General features: G+C 39.7%; 19 protein-coding genes. 15 read left to right on the forward strand and 4 right to left on the reverse strand.

The window, feature by feature from the left end:
• The first annotated feature begins 83 nt into the window (after positions 1–83).
• The 5 genes from kamA (at position 84) to Q4550_RS07750 (ending at position 3,349) form a co-directional block, all read left to right on the forward strand.
• On the forward strand, positions 84–1,493 hold the full coding sequence (gene kamA, locus Q4550_RS07730) for a lysine 2,3-aminomutase (RefSeq protein WP_303531461.1): 1,410 nt from the start codon (positions 84–86) through the stop codon (positions 1,491–1,493).
• Entirely contained in the window at positions 1,490–1,777 is a 288-nt protein-coding gene (locus tag Q4550_RS07735; protein ID WP_303531462.1) for a YokU family protein, read from the forward strand. The genes kamA and Q4550_RS07735 overlap by 4 nt, the downstream gene beginning before the upstream one ends.
• Before the next feature lie 136 nt (positions 1,778–1,913).
• Positions 1,914–2,171, forward strand: coding sequence for an IDEAL domain-containing protein (locus Q4550_RS07740; protein WP_303531463.1), 258 nt, complete (start codon positions 1,914–1,916; stop codon positions 2,169–2,171).
• A gap of 59 nt (positions 2,172–2,230) precedes the next feature.
• Positions 2,231–2,356, forward strand: coding sequence for a hypothetical protein (locus Q4550_RS07745; protein WP_255622402.1), 126 nt, complete (start codon positions 2,231–2,233; stop codon positions 2,354–2,356).
• 114 nt (positions 2,357–2,470) lie between these two features.
• Positions 2,471–3,349, forward strand: coding sequence for a 5'-3' exonuclease (locus Q4550_RS07750; RefSeq protein WP_303531465.1), 879 nt, complete (start codon positions 2,471–2,473; stop codon positions 3,347–3,349).
• Positions 3,350–3,448: 99 nt separating this feature from the next.
• Here the strand turns inward: Q4550_RS07750 and Q4550_RS07755 are convergent, their stop codons facing one another.
• Positions 3,449–3,838, reverse strand: coding sequence for a reverse transcriptase-like protein (locus Q4550_RS07755; RefSeq protein ID WP_303531467.1), 390 nt, complete (start codon positions 3,836–3,838; stop codon positions 3,449–3,451).
• Positions 3,839–3,965: 127 nt separating this feature from the next.
• Here Q4550_RS07755 and Q4550_RS07760 point away from each other — a divergent pair, with 127 nt between their 5' ends.
• The gene (locus Q4550_RS07760) at positions 3,966–4,142 is read left to right on the forward strand and encodes a zinc-finger domain-containing protein (RefSeq protein WP_194221544.1); all 177 of its coding nucleotides are present in this window, start codon (positions 3,966–3,968) and stop codon (positions 4,140–4,142) included.
• A gap of 13 nt (positions 4,143–4,155) precedes the next feature.
• Positions 4,156–4,818 carry a DUF771 domain-containing protein gene (locus Q4550_RS07765; protein ID WP_303531469.1) on the forward strand — a complete coding sequence of 221 codons (663 nt, stop codon included), beginning with the start codon at positions 4,156–4,158 and terminating at the stop codon, positions 4,816–4,818.
• A 25-nt stretch (positions 4,819–4,843) separates the two neighbouring features.
• On the opposite strand, the gene Q4550_RS07770 is transcribed toward Q4550_RS07765, so the two are convergent.
• Together Q4550_RS07770 and cspD are read right to left on the reverse strand one after the other, a co-directional pair.
• Complete coding sequence (locus Q4550_RS07770) at positions 4,844–5,092, reverse strand: DUF2564 family protein (RefSeq protein ID WP_194221546.1); 249 nt, start codon at positions 5,090–5,092, stop codon at positions 4,844–4,846.
• Positions 5,093–5,248: 156 nt separating this feature from the next.
• A complete protein-coding gene (gene cspD / locus Q4550_RS07775; protein WP_194221547.1) occupies positions 5,249–5,449 on the reverse strand; it encodes a cold-shock protein CspD in 201 nt (66 codons plus the stop codon).
• A gap of 285 nt (positions 5,450–5,734) precedes the next feature.
• Here cspD and Q4550_RS07780 point away from each other — a divergent pair, with 285 nt between their 5' ends.
• Entirely contained in the window at positions 5,735–7,423 is a 1,689-nt protein-coding gene (locus Q4550_RS07780) for a formate--tetrahydrofolate ligase (RefSeq protein WP_303531473.1), read from the forward strand.
• A 16-nt stretch (positions 7,424–7,439) separates the two neighbouring features.
• Positions 7,440–7,958: an acyl-CoA thioesterase gene (locus Q4550_RS07785; RefSeq protein ID WP_194221549.1), complete on the forward strand. Its 519-nt coding sequence runs from the start codon at positions 7,440–7,442 to the stop codon at positions 7,956–7,958.
• Positions 7,959–8,090: 132 nt separating this feature from the next.
• Here the strand turns inward: Q4550_RS07785 and Q4550_RS07790 are convergent, their stop codons facing one another.
• The gene (locus Q4550_RS07790) at positions 8,091–8,360 is read right to left on the reverse strand and encodes a DUF2524 family protein (protein ID WP_303531477.1); all 270 of its coding nucleotides are present in this window, start codon (positions 8,358–8,360) and stop codon (positions 8,091–8,093) included.
• Positions 8,361–8,491: 131 nt separating this feature from the next.
• Between Q4550_RS07790 and Q4550_RS07795 the strand changes: the two genes are divergently transcribed.
• The 6 genes from Q4550_RS07795 to glgD all read left to right on the forward strand — a co-directional run bounded on the left by Q4550_RS07795 (position 8,492) and on the right by glgD (position 15,253).
• Positions 8,492–9,352 carry a CvfB family protein gene (locus Q4550_RS07795; protein WP_303531479.1) on the forward strand — a complete coding sequence of 287 codons (861 nt, stop codon included), beginning with the start codon at positions 8,492–8,494 and terminating at the stop codon, positions 9,350–9,352.
• Positions 9,353–9,429: 77 nt separating this feature from the next.
• Positions 9,430–9,687, forward strand: coding sequence for a YhdB family protein (locus Q4550_RS07800; RefSeq protein ID WP_303531481.1), 258 nt, complete (start codon positions 9,430–9,432; stop codon positions 9,685–9,687).
• A 98-nt stretch (positions 9,688–9,785) separates the two neighbouring features.
• On the forward strand, positions 9,786–10,796 hold the full coding sequence (locus Q4550_RS07805; RefSeq protein ID WP_303531483.1) for a glycoside hydrolase family 15 protein: 1,011 nt from the start codon (positions 9,786–9,788) through the stop codon (positions 10,794–10,796).
• Between the two features lie 293 nt (positions 10,797–11,089).
• Positions 11,090–12,997 (forward strand): 1,4-alpha-glucan branching protein GlgB, encoded by a 1,908-nt coding sequence (glgB, locus tag Q4550_RS07810; RefSeq protein WP_303531485.1) that lies wholly within the window; start codon positions 11,090–11,092, stop codon positions 12,995–12,997.
• A complete protein-coding gene (locus Q4550_RS07815) occupies positions 12,990–14,129 on the forward strand; it encodes a glucose-1-phosphate adenylyltransferase (protein ID WP_194221554.1) in 1,140 nt (379 codons plus the stop codon). Before glgB ends, Q4550_RS07815 begins: the two co-directional genes overlap by 8 nt.
• Before the next feature lie 17 nt (positions 14,130–14,146).
• Complete coding sequence (gene glgD / locus Q4550_RS07820) at positions 14,147–15,253, forward strand: glucose-1-phosphate adenylyltransferase subunit GlgD (protein WP_283152168.1); 1,107 nt, start codon at positions 14,147–14,149, stop codon at positions 15,251–15,253.
• Positions 15,254–15,266: the final 13 nt, after the last annotated feature.

Raw genomic sequence — 15,266 nt, forward strand, 5'->3', positions numbered from 1 at the left:
AAGTAGGCTTTTTTGAAGAATCAATGGAGCTGGCACGCTACTTGCATAGTATAGGAGTAGATTATCTGAAGGGGGAATGTATTGTGCTGATGCAACTGTATAAGCCAACTCGGAATTGGAAGGATATTGAACTTTGGAAGGATGTTACGGAAGACCAATGGAATGATTGGATTTGGCAGCTTACTAATACGATTCGAACGCTTGATGACTTGAAGAAAGTAGTGAACTTAACACCTGACGAGGAAGAAGGTGTGAAGATCGCAACGAAAACCATTCCACTTAACATTACGCCATACTATGCTTCCTTAATGAATCCGGATGATCCGCGCTGTCCAGTGCGCATGCAATCAGTGCCTATTTCGCAAGAGATGTACAAAACGAAATATGATCTTGAAGATCCTCTTCATGAAGATGAGGATTCCCCAGTACCTGGATTAACGCATAGATATCCTGATCGCGTTCTTTTTCTAGTTACAAATCAGTGTTCGATGTACTGCAGGTATTGTACTAGGAGGCGCTTTTCAGGGCAAATCGGAATGGGGGTTCCAAAAAAACAGCTTGATGAAGCCATTAGCTATATTTCAAGAACCCCTGAAGTGAGAGATGTCCTTATTTCTGGAGGAGATGGGCTACTTATCAATGATAAGATTCTAGAATATGTGCTCAAGAACTTACGAGCGATTCCACATGTTGAAATTATTCGAATCGGAACGAGAGCTCCAGTGGTGTTTCCTCAGCGAATTACAGAGGATTTATGTAACATTTTAAAGAAATACCATCCTGTCTGGCTGAACACGCATTTTAATACAAGTATTGAAATTACAGAAGAATCGAAGAAGGCATGTGAAATGCTGGCAGATGCGGGCGTCCCTGTTGGAAATCAAGCGGTTATTCTTGCCGGGATCAATGATAGCGTACCGATCATGAAGAAGCTGATGCATGACCTTGTGAAAATTAGGGTGAGGCCATATTACATTTATCAGTGTGATTTATCTGAGGGGATTGGGCATTTTCGTGCACCGGTTTCAAAAGGGTTGGAAATCATTGAAGGATTAAGGGGACATACGTCAGGATATGCCGTACCAACATTTGTAGTTGATGCCCCTGGTGGCGGTGGAAAAATAGCACTTCAGCCAAATTACATGATTTCCCAAAGTGCAGATAAAGTTATTTTACGAAACTTTGAAGGGGTTATTACTTCGTACCCTGAACCGGAAAATTATACGCCTGGTACTGCTGATACGTACTTTAACCAGGTTTATGAGATGGAGAAAAAACCTGCTATCGGCATTCATTCCTTAATGACAGATGAGCGGTTTAATCTTGTTCCAGAAGGTATTCAGCGGTTTAGTCGAAGATCTCAGTACGAAAAGGACGCAACACATAGCACGCTAAAAGATAAGCGCGATAAAAGAGATGTTATGAAGGAAAAGAAATTTAACGCAGAGCAGGAGAAATACAAAGGTACTGATAAAGGAGAGGAAACCGTATGATCTGTAAATGGTGTGAACAGGAGGGAGCTTTTGAGACGCTTGATAAAGGTTACTGGGAATTACCTGATGGGTCGAGAGCGGTCGAAATTAGTGATTTGCCCTCGGTTCAATGCGGTTATTGCGGGATGTGCTATCAAACAGATGAATTAGTTGGAGACGTGGAGGAGCAATTGATGCTAATCGATACGTCAAAACTCCCCTCCTCCTTTTCGTATAAAGAATTGATGAGTCAAGAAAGACTCTTAAAGAAAAATTATTTTGATCTTGATCGTTACCCGCTTTAATCATTGAGTTAATAGCATTTTCATTGGAAAAGAAAACACGTAAAAAAAGTTATATCGGAATATTCTGAAAAATATTGATATTTTGACGATTCCCTCGTATAATAGAAAAAAGAGCTTCAGAGGGGGGAGAGCTAGCATGAACAATCATCATAAGTCGTATAAAGACAATATGAAACAACGTGCTATGAAAAAGAAACAGGAACAGGAAACGTTTGAGTTGGAATTGTACGCCCAATTGATCCTTGATGAAGCCGTGTTTATTTTCCAGGAAAAACGTTACCAACAATCCATTGATCAAGCTCTCGACAGAGGAGACAAAAAAGCATTTCAAGAAGCATCCAAGCAGTATGTAGCGTTTCTTCGTTCTTACAAACAGGAGCTTCAATTCGACTGAATAGAATAACGTCAATCTGGCACAAACTAGAGAGGAAGTACTTCTAAAGGAGTGTCACGATGGGCAGACAGAAAAAAGGAAACCCCAATGCACAACGTAATAATAATGCAAAACAACAAAAAGCAAAAGCGATGCCATCCTATGCAGAAATGGAAGCCGAAAAGCTGAAAAATCCGCAAGAATAAAAGAAGGAGCCTTCATTAAGAAGGCTCCTTCTTTTATTGTGATCATTTTGTTATTTCGTTTATGTTACCATAAGAAAAGAAAATGGATTATAGGGTGAAAGGAAGATCAAATATATGGGCCGATTAGTATTAATTGATGGATTTAATTTATTAAGCAGAGGTTATTTTGCGACAGCTTATGGAAAGTCTGAAGACCAGCTTTCGCAAACGCCTGAAGGGTTATTTACGAATGCTTTAAGGGTGAAGCTACAAAAAATCATTTCTCTTGTAAAGGAGTATGAACCAACGCATTTTGTTGTTACATGGGATGTGAAACGGAATGAAGTAAAACGTAAAGCGCTCTATGAAGATTATAAAGGAACGAGGGAAGATTTACCTGGTCCGCTTATTCAGCAGTATGAAACGGCGGTGAATTTGTTTAAGGCAACAGGAATCCCGCAGATGAGTGTAGAAGGATTTGAAGCAGATGATGTAATGGGAACACTCTCCGATAGGTGGACAAAAGAAGGGCGAGGTGATTGTTACATTTATAGTAATGATCGTGATCTTCTTCAGCTTCTAAATCCTTCTGTTTCACAAATTATTGCGATTCGCAAAGAAGGCGATAAGGTATACACAGAAGAGCATTTTAAAACAGAGTATGGAATTACACCCGATCAGTGGATTGATGTGAAAGCATTACTAGGAGATAAGAGTGATAACATTCCAGGTGTTGCTGGGGTAGGGGACAAGGCTGCGTTACCGCTTATTCAGCAATATGGTTCCGTTCAAGGGATATATGAGAACATTAGGGAACTAGACAGTAAATTTAATCGCTATCGTAAAAAGCTTATAGATGGAGAGGAGCTCGCGAAATTAAGTCTTGAACTTGTGACAATTGAGCGCGCGATTCCTGAGCTTGATGATTATTCATTTGCTAATTGCACGTTAGATATGGATTTAGATCGGTTTAAGGATGAGCTTGATCATCTCGGATTGAGAATCCGCATGTAGAAATAATGGTTGGTTAACATATCTTAAATAAAAAAAGCGCCTTGGATTGAAAAGGCGCTCGTTTTAATTAGGAATTGATAGAAGATAAGGACGTTTTTATCATTTGTTTTGCTGAATCGCTTTTCGCGCTAGCTCGTCAGCCATTTTATTTTTTGAGCTTGGAATCCATTTAATGAAACAAAGGTCGAATTGATCAACTAACGCCAAGCATCGAATTAAGTAGGGTTGATAACCTTTGTTTTTAACATATCTGCCGTCGACTGCACTACTGACTAGCTGTGAATCTGTGCGAACGGAGATTGTCCGGAACTGTTTATCTATACAAAGCGTAAGAGCGTGAATTAACGCTTCGAATTCTGCTTCATGGTTTGTGAGCGTGCCAAGCGGGAGAGAAGATCGAATGACACTTCCTTCTGCTTTAATGAAAACACCTGCTCCAGAGGGACCAGGGTTACCTGCGCTTGCTCCATCTACATACACTTCAATCATGTGCCTTTCCTCCCCTGTGGGCTGGTCTTGTTGTATTTTATCATAATCATGTTCGTAGAGAGAAGACATACATTTAAGGTAAAAGGAGAAAACTGTTAAGAAGGGACTGTGTTTAGGAGTGAAAAGTATGAAAAAGAAAGAAGTCATGATGGAAGTAGGGTTAATCCTAGATACATATTGTCAGGATTGCTTGCTCAAAAGAGTCAATCAACATGATTACGGTAAATGTCATGCCCAAAGGTTTTGTATTACTGAATGTACAGTTGGAGAAGAATTGAAGCAATTAGGTAAACATTTGACATAGGGAGGGCATAGACATGGATGTTATTGTGAAATGGAAATACAAAACGCCAAGAGGCCTTTCCTCCTGGATGACGTCAGACGAAGTGCCATTTAATGAAGCGCTTCTTTTGGCACGTGATATTGCTAAAACGGGTCGATCCATCGACCTTTACTTTCTTGATAATAGGGGAACGAAATGGTCTGTTAAGGAATTGGAAACATACATGACCAAAAAACAAGAACGACCAGCTTCAATTGAGGTTATTTTCGACGGTAGTTTTGATAAAGAAACAAAGAAGGCTGGATGCGGAGCGGTTATTTATTATTATGAGGGTAGGCAGAGAAAACGCATACGAATAAATAAAGCGATGGATTTTCTTGAAAATAATAATGAGGCCGAATATGCATCGTTATGGTTAGGTCTTCAAGAAATAAAATCAATCGATGTTGAGGATACAGAGATCCTCATTAAAGGTGATTCCCAGGTGGTGATTAACCAGCTTGGAGGAGAATGGGCCGTGTATGAACCACTTTTAACGAGATGGATGGATCGCATTGAAGATACGCTACGTGATCTTAGACTTCAACCGGTGTACAAGCATATTTCTCGCGAAGAGAATAAAGAGGCGCATCGATTAGCCAAACAAGCGCTTAAGGGTACAGAAATTAGTAGTTCCATTGAAGTTGATAACGAATAAGAGAAGCAGCGCAGTGCTGCTTCTCTTATTCGTTTGCTTCTCTTAACTGCGTTTCACATTTTTCGATTAATTCACTAGAAAATTCATAGAACTGTTCATTCGTTCCCGATTTATGTGAGAGCGCTTGTTGGAACTGTTCTTTCGCTTGATTAATCGCATCTTGTGCCGCTTGTAACTGGTTACCATTCATGCTTTTCGTTGCCTGGCCGACGAGATGCTGAGCTGATTTAATGGACATTTCAATTTGTTGCAAATCAGAATATGGTTCTGACATACTATCCCACCTTTACGTTTCATTCAAGAATAGTATGACCATGAGGATGCTTTTTAAACCATAGGGTTTATCAAGCTCCAGAGTTCTAGATCATCGGAAAATGACGTAAAAAAAAGGAACTGATGATTTCATCAGTTCCTTTTGAAAGTTATATTTTTAGAGTTTGTTTACGTTAGCAGCTTGAGGTCCGCGATTTCCTTCAACGATTTCGAAAGAAACGTCTTGGCCTTCTTCAAGTGTTTTGAAACCTTCATCATTGATTGCTGAGAAGTGTACGAATACATCGTCAGCTCCGTCGATTTCGATGAAACCGAATCCTTTTTCTGCATTAAACCATTTTACTTTACCGTTTTGCATGTTTGTTCCTCCTAAAAGCTTAGCACAATCTTTGTGCACTTTAAAATTCAACCATTCACTGGATGTTGAATAAGAGATATTCGATGTGTACGAGATTAGTGCACGAAAAATCGAAATCAAAGTCTCAATCAAATATCCTATGTGATAAATGGTTAACTACAATATAACGTCTCATTAGAAAAATGTCAAGACTATCAACTGATTAGAACATAATCCTTAACGGGAAGAATAAAGTTGGGTAAGATGGAAATTGGAAAGATGCATTCTTACATATGGAGGGGTTCTATGAAGCCGGAAGTAAAATTCAAAAGTGATATTGATATTGCACAGGAATCTAAGATGACTCGCATCACTTCAATTGCCGAGCAGCTAGGATTATATGAAGATGAATGGGAACCTTATGGTCATTATAAAGCAAAGATTTCATTAAATGCGATGAAGCGTTTAAATGAAAAGCCCTCTGGAAAAGTCGTACTTGTAACAGCGATCAATCCTACTCCTGCAGGGGAAGGGAAAAGCACTGTAACAGTTGGTTTAGCGCAGGCACTAAATCGAATCGGTGAAAAAGCCATTGTTGCTATGAGGGAACCTTCACTTGGTCCAAGTATGGGGATTAAAGGAGGTGCAGCAGGAGGTGGTTATTCGCAAGTGATGCCGATGGAAGATATTAACCTCCATTTTACTGGAGATTTACATGCAATAACTTCTGCACATAATGCTTTATCTGCCCTTATCGATAACCATATTCATCAAGGAAATGAAATTGGTTTTGATACAAGGCGCGTCACTTGGAAGCGCGTTGTGGATTTAAATGACCGAGCATTACGTAATGTCATTGTAGGTCTAGGAGGCCCTACACAAGGTGTACCTCGTGAAGATGGGTTTGATATTACAGTAGCATCTGAAATCATGGCGATTCTATGTCTTGCTTCAGACCTAACTGATTTAAAGAAGCGTCTTTCTTCAATTGTAGTAGGGTATAGCATGTCAAAAGAACCGATTACTGTTGGGGATTTAGGTGTAGAGGGAGCGATTACACTTCTTTTAAAAGATGCGATGAATCCGAACCTTGTTCAAACGTTGGAGAATACTCCAGCCCTGATCCACGGTGGCCCTTTTGCTAATATTGCTCATGGATGTAACAGCGTGGCAGCAACCAAAATGGCGCAAAAGCTTTCTGACTATGTGATTACTGAAGCAGGATTTGGGGCTGATCTCGGAGCTGAAAAGTTTTTCGATATTAAAACTAGAGCTGGCAATATTGATCCTGCAGCAACCGTAATTGTAGCAACCATTCGAGCTCTTAAAATGCATGGCGGAGTACCAAAAGATAACCTAAAAAAAGAAGATGTTGGTGCGCTAGAAGCTGGGCTATCAAATCTGGCACAGCATGTCTCTTCAATTAAAAAATTTGGTGTACCATATGTTGTCGCCATTAATCGGTTTCTAACAGACACGGACTTAGAAGTGAATACTCTCTTAGAATGGTGTAAAGAAAATGGTATCCCTGTAGCGCTAACAGATGTATGGGCCCGAGGAGGAGAAGGCGGCGTAGAGCTCGCAGAAACGTTATTAAACGAAATGGAACGAACTGAAAATCAGTTTAAGCCTCTATATGACCTTGATTGTTCAATTACAGAGAAAATCGAAACGATCGCTAAAGAAATTTACGGTGCTTCGGGGATAGAATTGTCCTCTAAAGCTAAGAAACAAATGAAAGAATTCGAAGAAAATGGTTGGGGGCAACTTCCTGTTTGTATGGCGAAAACACAATATTCTCTTTCGGATGACCCTTCGTTACTCGGAAGACCTTCTGGCTTTACGATAACCATTCGCGAATTCCGTCCTTCCATTGGAGCCGGATTTATCGTAGCATTAACCGGGAACGTAATGACGATGCCTGGATTACCTAAAAAACCAGCGGCCCTTAACATGGATGTTTCTGAAGACGGAACAGCAATTGGGCTTTTCTAGAAAGAGTGGATATATGATGTCGAATACAGCTTTAACAAAAAAATTAATACGTGATTCAAGAACGACCAAATCAAGCTTCGTACTACCTTCTGACACAAATACTCATGGAACCTTGTTTGGTGGAAAGCTAATGTCATACATAGATGATATTGCTGCCATAGCTGCATCTAAGCACGCTAGATCAGCAGTAGTTACTGCATCAGCTGACTCAATTGATTTCCTTAGTCCTATTCGTGAAGGTGAAGTAGTCAGCTTAGAGGCCTATGTAAGTTGGACACACAATACTTCAATGGAAGTGTTTGTGAAAATATTTGCAGAAAATGTGTTAACAGGAAGAAAGAAAGTGTGCGCCACGTCCTTCTTAACTTTCGTTGCTCTAGATGAAGAGAGTATACCTGCAAGAGTGCCTGAAGCAATGCCTGAGACAGAAGAAGAGAGATTTGTGAATGATGGTGGATTAGAGCGTATGAAAGCAAGAAAAGCGAGGAGAAAACACTCGCAAACATTAGCCAGTGAATTTGGTTCATTTTCTTAACAAATAAGCTACGTTAGCTTAAATTGTTGATTATCGATTATTGTCTCAATCGACTGGTTATCAAAGAGCATGAATGAGCTAAAAATGAACTACGTTAAACATAGCTAAAAAAGATCTGCAAATATGCAGATCTCATGTTTCAAACCCGAGAATAAAATTGTTTTGCCGATCCTGAATTTGCTGTTGCGCTCGATTAAGGGCGTCACGCTGTTCAGGATTTGCGCTGTGAATCATTTTATCTAATTCTCCGGACATTTGCTCAAGTAATTGCTGTGTTTCAGTATAGCTATTATCAGTAATGGCTGATTGCTGTTTGGTAGCAAGCTGAAGCTGTTCGTCGGCAAATTCAACAAGCTCGTGAGCGTTTTTTAACATTTCTTCTAGTTTTCGGTATGTGGACAATGTGCACATCTCCTTTTCGTAATTGGTCACGATTAGTATTGACAGGAAAGACACTTTTATGAGAAACAAGGGGAAATTCCGGGTGTGGAAGTGATATACTAAGACAAGCAAAAAGAAAGGCGTGAATCAAGTTGGCAAGTGAATTATATGCAGGAGAAATGGCGACGCTACGTGTCGCACGTATACAAGAATACGGATATTTTCTAACAAATGGATTCGAAGACGTTATGCTTCATAAAAAAGAAGCTAAAAATAACTATGAAGAAAATGATGAAGTTGAGGTATTTTTGTACCATGATCATCAGGGGAGACTTTCAGCAACTGAAACAATACCATCTGTTACAGTTGATTCATTCTCGATTCTAAAGGTCGTAGAAGTGAAAAGAAGCCTTGGTGTTTTTGTTGATATTGGTATTCAAAAGGACATGCTGTTATCAAAAGATGATCTACCTTATGATTGGGCAACTTGGCCAGCAATTGGTGATGAATTGTATTGCGGATTAAAGCTCGATAAAAAGCAGCGCCTGTTTGCAGATTTAAGTAAATTTGAAGAAATACAGGAGCTTTCTAAATCAGCACCGGCAGAATGTAAAAATGATGAAGTAGAAGGCCTGGTTTTTCGCTTCCTTGAAGACGGTGTTTCAATTTTAACCAATGAAGGATACCTTGCTTATCTTCATAAGGATGAGATGAAGGATCAAGTGAGACTTGGCCAGCGTCTTACAGTGAGGATCACGTTTGTAAGAGAAGATGGACGTGTAAATGTATCCACAAGACCACTTGTGAAAGAAGCAAGACTTGAGGATTCTGAACGTTTAGTTGCTTATATGCAAGAGCGTGACAATCAGATGCCATTTACAGACAAAAGTAATCCAGAAGCCATAAAGAGTGAGTTTAACATCAGTAAAGCTGCTTTTAAGCGAGCTATGGGGAAACTTATTAAAGAAAAGAAAATTGAACAAAAAGACGGAGTAACGTTCCTTAGAACGTAATATGACATCTTTTTCTTCGTGTAATGGGCGCTTACGAGCGGATACTATACGTAAGCTCCTAGAAAGGGGGCATGTCATTGGACATTACTGACTATGACAAAGCTCTATATTACACACATCATTGTGCTTGCATTGAATTAAGTATTCTGATGATGAAGACAGAAGACGATATTCTTTCGAAGCGAATTGAGCATTTTGTTCATGCGTTTATACGTGAAACTGAATTTTTGAAGGTGAAAGAAGCACGAGACACACTTCTTACCTATATAGACTATGTGTATCGAATGGAACCTGATATGAGCGATATGACAGCAATAAATCAGACTTTTGACTGACCCTAAACTACCCGGGTCAGTTTTTTTGTGGCTTAAAAAGGTTTAAAATTGTCGAATAGGGTATAATTGTAGTAAAAAATAAGGAGCAGGTGAGAAATATGAATCAACAGCAGCTGCACAGTGTACTTGAAAGCATGCGATTACCTAATGGAGCTTATGTTGCAAGTACATCCGATGATTACGACTACGTTTGGATCAGAGATGTATGCTATGCGGTTATGCCATATTTAAATTCAAAGTGTTCACGATATGAAAAAGCTTATCATGCGCTTCTCACATTATTGAGAAAGTATGAATGGAAAATCGATATTCATACGGAGCAGAAACCACAATACTTACATGAATACATTCATGCCAGATACACAAGAGATCTTGAAGAAATTCCTGTTGAATGGGGTCATGCACAAAATGATGCAGTAGGAATATTGCTGTTTGGTATAGGACAAGGAATTCAAAACGGAAAGCCGATGCTAAGGGACAAAGTTGATCATCGCATCGTTCAGAAGCTTGTCGACTACTTAGAATGTCTAGAATACTGGAAAAGTCCAGATAACGGCATGTGGGAAGAAAATGTAGAAGTTCATGCATCAAGTGTTGGAGCATGTGTTGCGGGATTACAAGCAGTAAAGACGCTCGTTAATGTTCCCTCTTATATGATTGAAAAGGGTCAGGAAGTCCTAAATGACCTTCTACCTTGTGAGAGTGAAACGAAAGAAGCTGATTTAGCGCTATTATCCTTAATTTATCCTTTAAATGTTGTAACAAGAGAACAAGCCATTCAAATTGTAGATCGTATCACGGGACAACTCGAGCGAAAACGCGGAGTTATTCGTTATGAAAACGATGTTTATTACAATGAAGGTAGTGAAGCAGAGTGGTGCTTCGGATTTCCTTGGCTCGGTTTATGTTATGAGCAGCTAGGTGAACTAGATAAAATGAATGAATATTGGACGAAAACTATGAGCATTACACCTGAAAGTGGTAAAATTCCAGAACTTTATATTGGTGGTACTAATATTCCAAATAAAAACACTCCACTTGCATGGTCTATTTCGATGGCATACCAGCTACAGGTTCGAATGAACGAAATGCAAGAGAATGTATCATAACTAAAAAGTTTTTTCGAAAAGCTATGTTAGTTTATATTGTGGCTCATTCAATTGAAACGTTTATTAACTTTTCCATTCAAAAGGTTGCGGTTTATCCGCAACCTTTTTTTATAGGCTATTATACAAAAAAGCCTTTTTTGTGAAATATTATTCCGTTATTTGTCGAAAAAAGCATGTATTTTTCGACAAATATTTTTTTTGAAGGAATGACCATATTACATGTCGAATCTTTAGGATGTAGAGGATAACTATGGTGGAATCCCTATATTTATCAATGAGAGCGAGGTGCCGCAATGACTGTATCGATGCCGACAGATTACGATCGGTATTTATTTCATCAGGGAAATTTATTTCAGGCTTATCGTTCAATGGGCGCCCATTTAAGGGAAGAAGACGGACGATTTGGAGTCAGGTTTACAGTCTGGGCTCCTCACGCTGCAGCCGTATCTGTAACAGGGAATTTTAATCAATGGGATCCCACATCGCATCGAATGGAGAAAATCGAAGAGTCCGGTCTCTGGTCGTTATTTGTAGAAGATCTATCAGAAGACGAGCTCTACAAGTATGCTGTCGAAACAGGTGCAGGCGAGATTCTAATGAAATCTGATCCGTATGCATTTTATTCAGAGTTAAAACCGAAAACAGCATCTATTGTTAAAAAAGTCGATGAGTATGATTGGCAAGATGCAAAATGGATGAACAAAAGAAAGAAAACGGCTCCTTATTATAGCCCGCTGTCGATTTATGAAGTTCATCCAGGGTCCTGGCGTAGAAAAGAGGACGGCTCCTATTATTCTTATCGGGATCTTATGGAGGAGCTCATTCCTTACGTAAAGGAACTCGGTTACACGCACATTGAACTAATGCCCGTTATGGAGCATCCTTTTGATCGATCTTGGGGATATCAGATTACCGGCTATTTTTCTGTAACAAGCCGGTTTGGACAACCGGATGATTTAAAAGCATTTATTGATCGATGTCACCAAGAAGACATCGGTGTACTGCTTGATTGGGTACCTGCTCATTTTTGCAAAGATGCGCATGGACTAGGTCAATTTGATGGAGGTCCTGTTTTTGAGCCATCAGATCCTGCTCGTGCTGAGCGACATAATTGGGGAACGTATAATTTTGATTATAGTAAACCAGAAGTTGTCAGTTTTCTTATTTCAAATGCGTTGTTCTGGTTTGACTACTACCATATAGATGGTTTAAGAGTGGATGCTGTATCACAGATGTTACTTTATCATCATGACCATGAAAGTGGTGGCGTTGAAGGCGAGAACTCTGCAGCCAAGGAATTCATTCAGAAACTAAATCGTACGGTATTTGAACAATACCCGAATGTGCTGATGATGGCAGAAGAATCAACCGACTACCCGCTTGTAAGTGCTCCGATCCATGAAGGTGGGCTCGGATTCAATTATAAATGGAACATGGGATGGATGAATGACGTCCTGAAGTATATGGAGCTCCATATGGATGATCGAAAGCATCATCACAATTTATTAACTTTTTCGTTTTTTTACGCTTTTTCAGAGAATTATCTTCTACCTCTTTCTCATGATGAGGTCGTACATGGGAAGAAGTCATTGTTAAATAAAATGCCAGGCGATTATTGGCAGAAATTTGCCAATCTTCGTACACTTTATGGGTACATGATGGCTCATCCAGGAAAGAAACTGCTTTTTATGGGTGGAGAATTTGGTCAGTACGATGAATGGAAAGATTTATCTGAACTAGACTGGATGGTTTTGGACTATGACATGCATAGTAAGGTGAATGCCTATGTAAAAGATTTGAACCACTTTTACCTGGATTCAAGGGCCATGTGGCGAATTGATCATGAATCAGAAGGATTTGAATGGATTGATGCGAACGATAACTCACAGTCCGTGCTAACGTTTATGAGAAAAGGAAAAGCGAAGGGCGATTGTGATATCGCCATCATTAATTTTTCTCCTAATGTTTACTATGATTATCGCATTGGTGTTCCATCTTCCGGTACTTATATCGAAATGTTTAATAGCGATCAAGAAAAGTATGGTGGTTCAGGTCAACTTAACGCAGAAATCTTACAAAGCGATAAAAAACCGTATCACAATCAGCCTTGTAGTCTAATGCTTAAAGTGCCACCACTTGGAATTGTTATTCTCGGCAAAAAAAATAAAAGCAACCTTGAAAGGAGAAATCGCTATGTCTAAAAAGCGTTGTGTCGCTATGCTACTTGCAGGAGGTCAAGGGACAAGACTTGGAAAGTTAACAACTCGTCTTGCTAAGCCAGCAGTCCCGTTCGGAGGGAAATATCGTATTATTGATTTCACCCTCAGTAACTGTAGTAATTCAGGAATTGATACGGTAGGGGTTCTGACGCAATATCAGCCTTACATATTGAATTCGTATATTGGAATCGGGAGTTCTTGGGACCTTGATCGAAAAAATGGAGGTGTATCTGTTCTACCACCATATATGGGTCAAAAAGGTGGCGAATGGTATCGCGGCACAGCGAATGCGATTTACCAGAACATGTACTACATTAAACAATATGATCCTGAGTATGTTCTAGTTATTTCAGGTGATCACATCTATAAAATGGACTACTCTGAAATGTTGGATTACCATGAACAGCGCAATGCAGATGCCACAATTGCTGTGCTTGAAGTACCATGGCATGAAGCAAGTCGCTTCGGAATAATGAACACTGATGATGAAGATCGTATTGTCGAGTTTCAAGAAAAGCCTGCTGAACCGAAAACTAACCTTGCCTCTATGGGGATTTACATTTTCAACTGGAAAGCGCTTGAGAAATATTTAACCGAAGATGAGCAAAAGTCAGATTCATCAAATGACTTTGGTAAAGATATCATTCCGGCTATGATTGAAGATGAAAAGAACGTTTTCGCATATTCGTTCAACGGTTATTGGAAAGACGTTGGTACGTTACAAAGTTTATGGGAAGCCAATATGGACTTACTTGATGATGATCCAAGCTTAATTCTAAATGATCCTGCTTGGAAAATTTATTCGGTTAACCCGAACCAACCACCTCAATATATCGCACCTCAAGCAAAGGTAACGCGTTCTCTTGTCAATGAAGGATGTGTTGTATATGGAGAAGTGTATCGTTCCGTATTGTTCTATGGTGTTCATGTTGGCCTTGGAAGCACAATTAAAAATTCGATTATAATGCCAAATGTGAAAATTGGCGCGAATGTAACGATTGAGAACGCTATCGTAGAAAGTGGAACGGTAGTAGAAGATGGCATGACACTCGGATCAAGCGATGGTTCGATCTCGTTAATTGCAGATGGCGAAATTGTATCGGTACCAAAATAGAGTAGGGGGATGAAACGATGAAAAAAGTAGTAGGAGTTATTAACCTCGTAGATGAAAAAAACACGCTGAGTGAGTTAACCAATCATCGGAGCTTTGCCTCTGTTCCATTTGCAGGGCGGTATCGACTCATTGATTTCTCATTATCGAATTTAACAAACGCAGGAGTGAATACAGTTGCCGTATTCACTCGTGAAAAATACCGTTCTTTATTTGACCATTTAGGATCCGGACGCGAGTGGGATCTAGATCGTCATCAAGGAGGTCTTTTCTTTCAGCCTCCAGCAGATGAAGAGCGCAGAAGCACGGGAGATATTCACTCTTTTCATGAAAACCTTTCCTTTTTCAAAAGAAGCCTTTCCCATTACGTTCTCGTAACAAATGGTCAGCTCGTTTGGAATGTTGATTTCGATCAGATTATTGAAGAACATGAATCTCAGAACGCCGATATCACTGTTGTCTACAAGCCGTGTGATGATCCTTATACGAGCGGAAGTCATTACAATGTGCTTTATACAAACGATGATGAGCGCGTTGATCGCTTAAACCTTGGGGTTGAGCCTCTTCCAGGAGATAACGTTTATTTAAACACTTTTCTGATGAAATCTTCTCTTCTCATTTCCCTCGTGGAAGATAGTATTGAATCAGGTAAGCATCAATCAATAAATGAAGCAATTGCCGCAAGTCTGGATCGCTATCATGTGCATGCGCACCATTTCGGTGGATATGTAACATTTATTGATAGTGTTGAAAGCTACTATCGCTATAGCATGGAGATGCTTGATCCAAACGTGACGCAGGAACTATTTTATAATACGGGCCCGATTTATACGAAGGTAAAACACGAATCACCGGCTAAATACCTTGAAAGCTCCACCGTATCGAACTCATTAATCGCAAACGGTTGTACGATATCAGGGACAGTCGAAAATAGTATTTTATTTAGAGGTATCCGCGTTGGAAAAGGGGCTGTGATTCGAAATAGCATTATCATGCAAAAGTGTGAAATTGGTGAAGGAGCCGTTATCGAGAATGTGATTCTTGATAAAGACGTTTCCGTTTCGCCTAATGAGACAGTGACTTCTGAAGATCAGCCGAGAGTTATTGCTAAATCCACCGTCATCTAGTAGGAGGAAGTTG

It is taken from the genome of Anaerobacillus sp. 1_MG-2023 (genome assembly GCF_030547345.1).
Lineage (GTDB): Bacteria > Bacillota > Bacilli > Bacillales > Guptibacillaceae > Guptibacillus > Guptibacillus hwajinpoensis_B.

What these genes read in the sequence shown, in the direction of transcription:
- glgD (WP_283152168.1), top strand. Translation starts at nt 14,147, where the DNA reads ATGAAAAAAGTAGTAGGAGTTATTAACCTCGTAGATGAAAAAAACACG.
- Q4550_RS07805 (WP_303531483.1), top strand. Translation starts at nt 9,786, where the DNA reads ATGAATCAACAGCAGCTGCACAGTGTACTTGAAAGCATGCGATTACCT.
- cspD (WP_194221547.1), bottom strand. Translation starts at nt 5,449, where the DNA reads ATGCAAAACGGTAAAGTAAAATGGTTTAATGCAGAAAAAGGATTCGGT.
- glgB (WP_303531485.1), top strand. Translation starts at nt 11,090, where the DNA reads ATGACTGTATCGATGCCGACAGATTACGATCGGTATTTATTTCATCAG.
- Q4550_RS07770 (WP_194221546.1), bottom strand. Translation starts at nt 5,092, where the DNA reads ATGTCAGAACCATATTCTGATTTGCAACAAATTGAAATGTCCATTAAA.
- Q4550_RS07765 (WP_303531469.1), top strand. Translation starts at nt 4,156, where the DNA reads ATGGATGTTATTGTGAAATGGAAATACAAAACGCCAAGAGGCCTTTCC.
- Q4550_RS07815 (WP_194221554.1), top strand. Translation starts at nt 12,990, where the DNA reads ATGTCTAAAAAGCGTTGTGTCGCTATGCTACTTGCAGGAGGTCAAGGG.
- Q4550_RS07750 (WP_303531465.1), top strand. Translation starts at nt 2,471, where the DNA reads ATGGGCCGATTAGTATTAATTGATGGATTTAATTTATTAAGCAGAGGT.
- Q4550_RS07740 (WP_303531463.1), top strand. Translation starts at nt 1,914, where the DNA reads ATGAACAATCATCATAAGTCGTATAAAGACAATATGAAACAACGTGCT.
- Q4550_RS07735 (WP_303531462.1), top strand. Translation starts at nt 1,490, where the DNA reads ATGATCTGTAAATGGTGTGAACAGGAGGGAGCTTTTGAGACGCTTGAT.
- Q4550_RS07780 (WP_303531473.1), top strand. Translation starts at nt 5,735, where the DNA reads ATGAAGCCGGAAGTAAAATTCAAAAGTGATATTGATATTGCACAGGAA.
- Q4550_RS07745 (WP_255622402.1), top strand. Translation starts at nt 2,231, where the DNA reads ATGGGCAGACAGAAAAAAGGAAACCCCAATGCACAACGTAATAATAAT.
- Q4550_RS07785 (WP_194221549.1), top strand. Translation starts at nt 7,440, where the DNA reads ATGTCGAATACAGCTTTAACAAAAAAATTAATACGTGATTCAAGAACG.
- Q4550_RS07755 (WP_303531467.1), bottom strand. Translation starts at nt 3,838, where the DNA reads ATGATTGAAGTGTATGTAGATGGAGCAAGCGCAGGTAACCCTGGTCCC.
- Q4550_RS07760 (WP_194221544.1), top strand. Translation starts at nt 3,966, where the DNA reads ATGAAAAAGAAAGAAGTCATGATGGAAGTAGGGTTAATCCTAGATACA.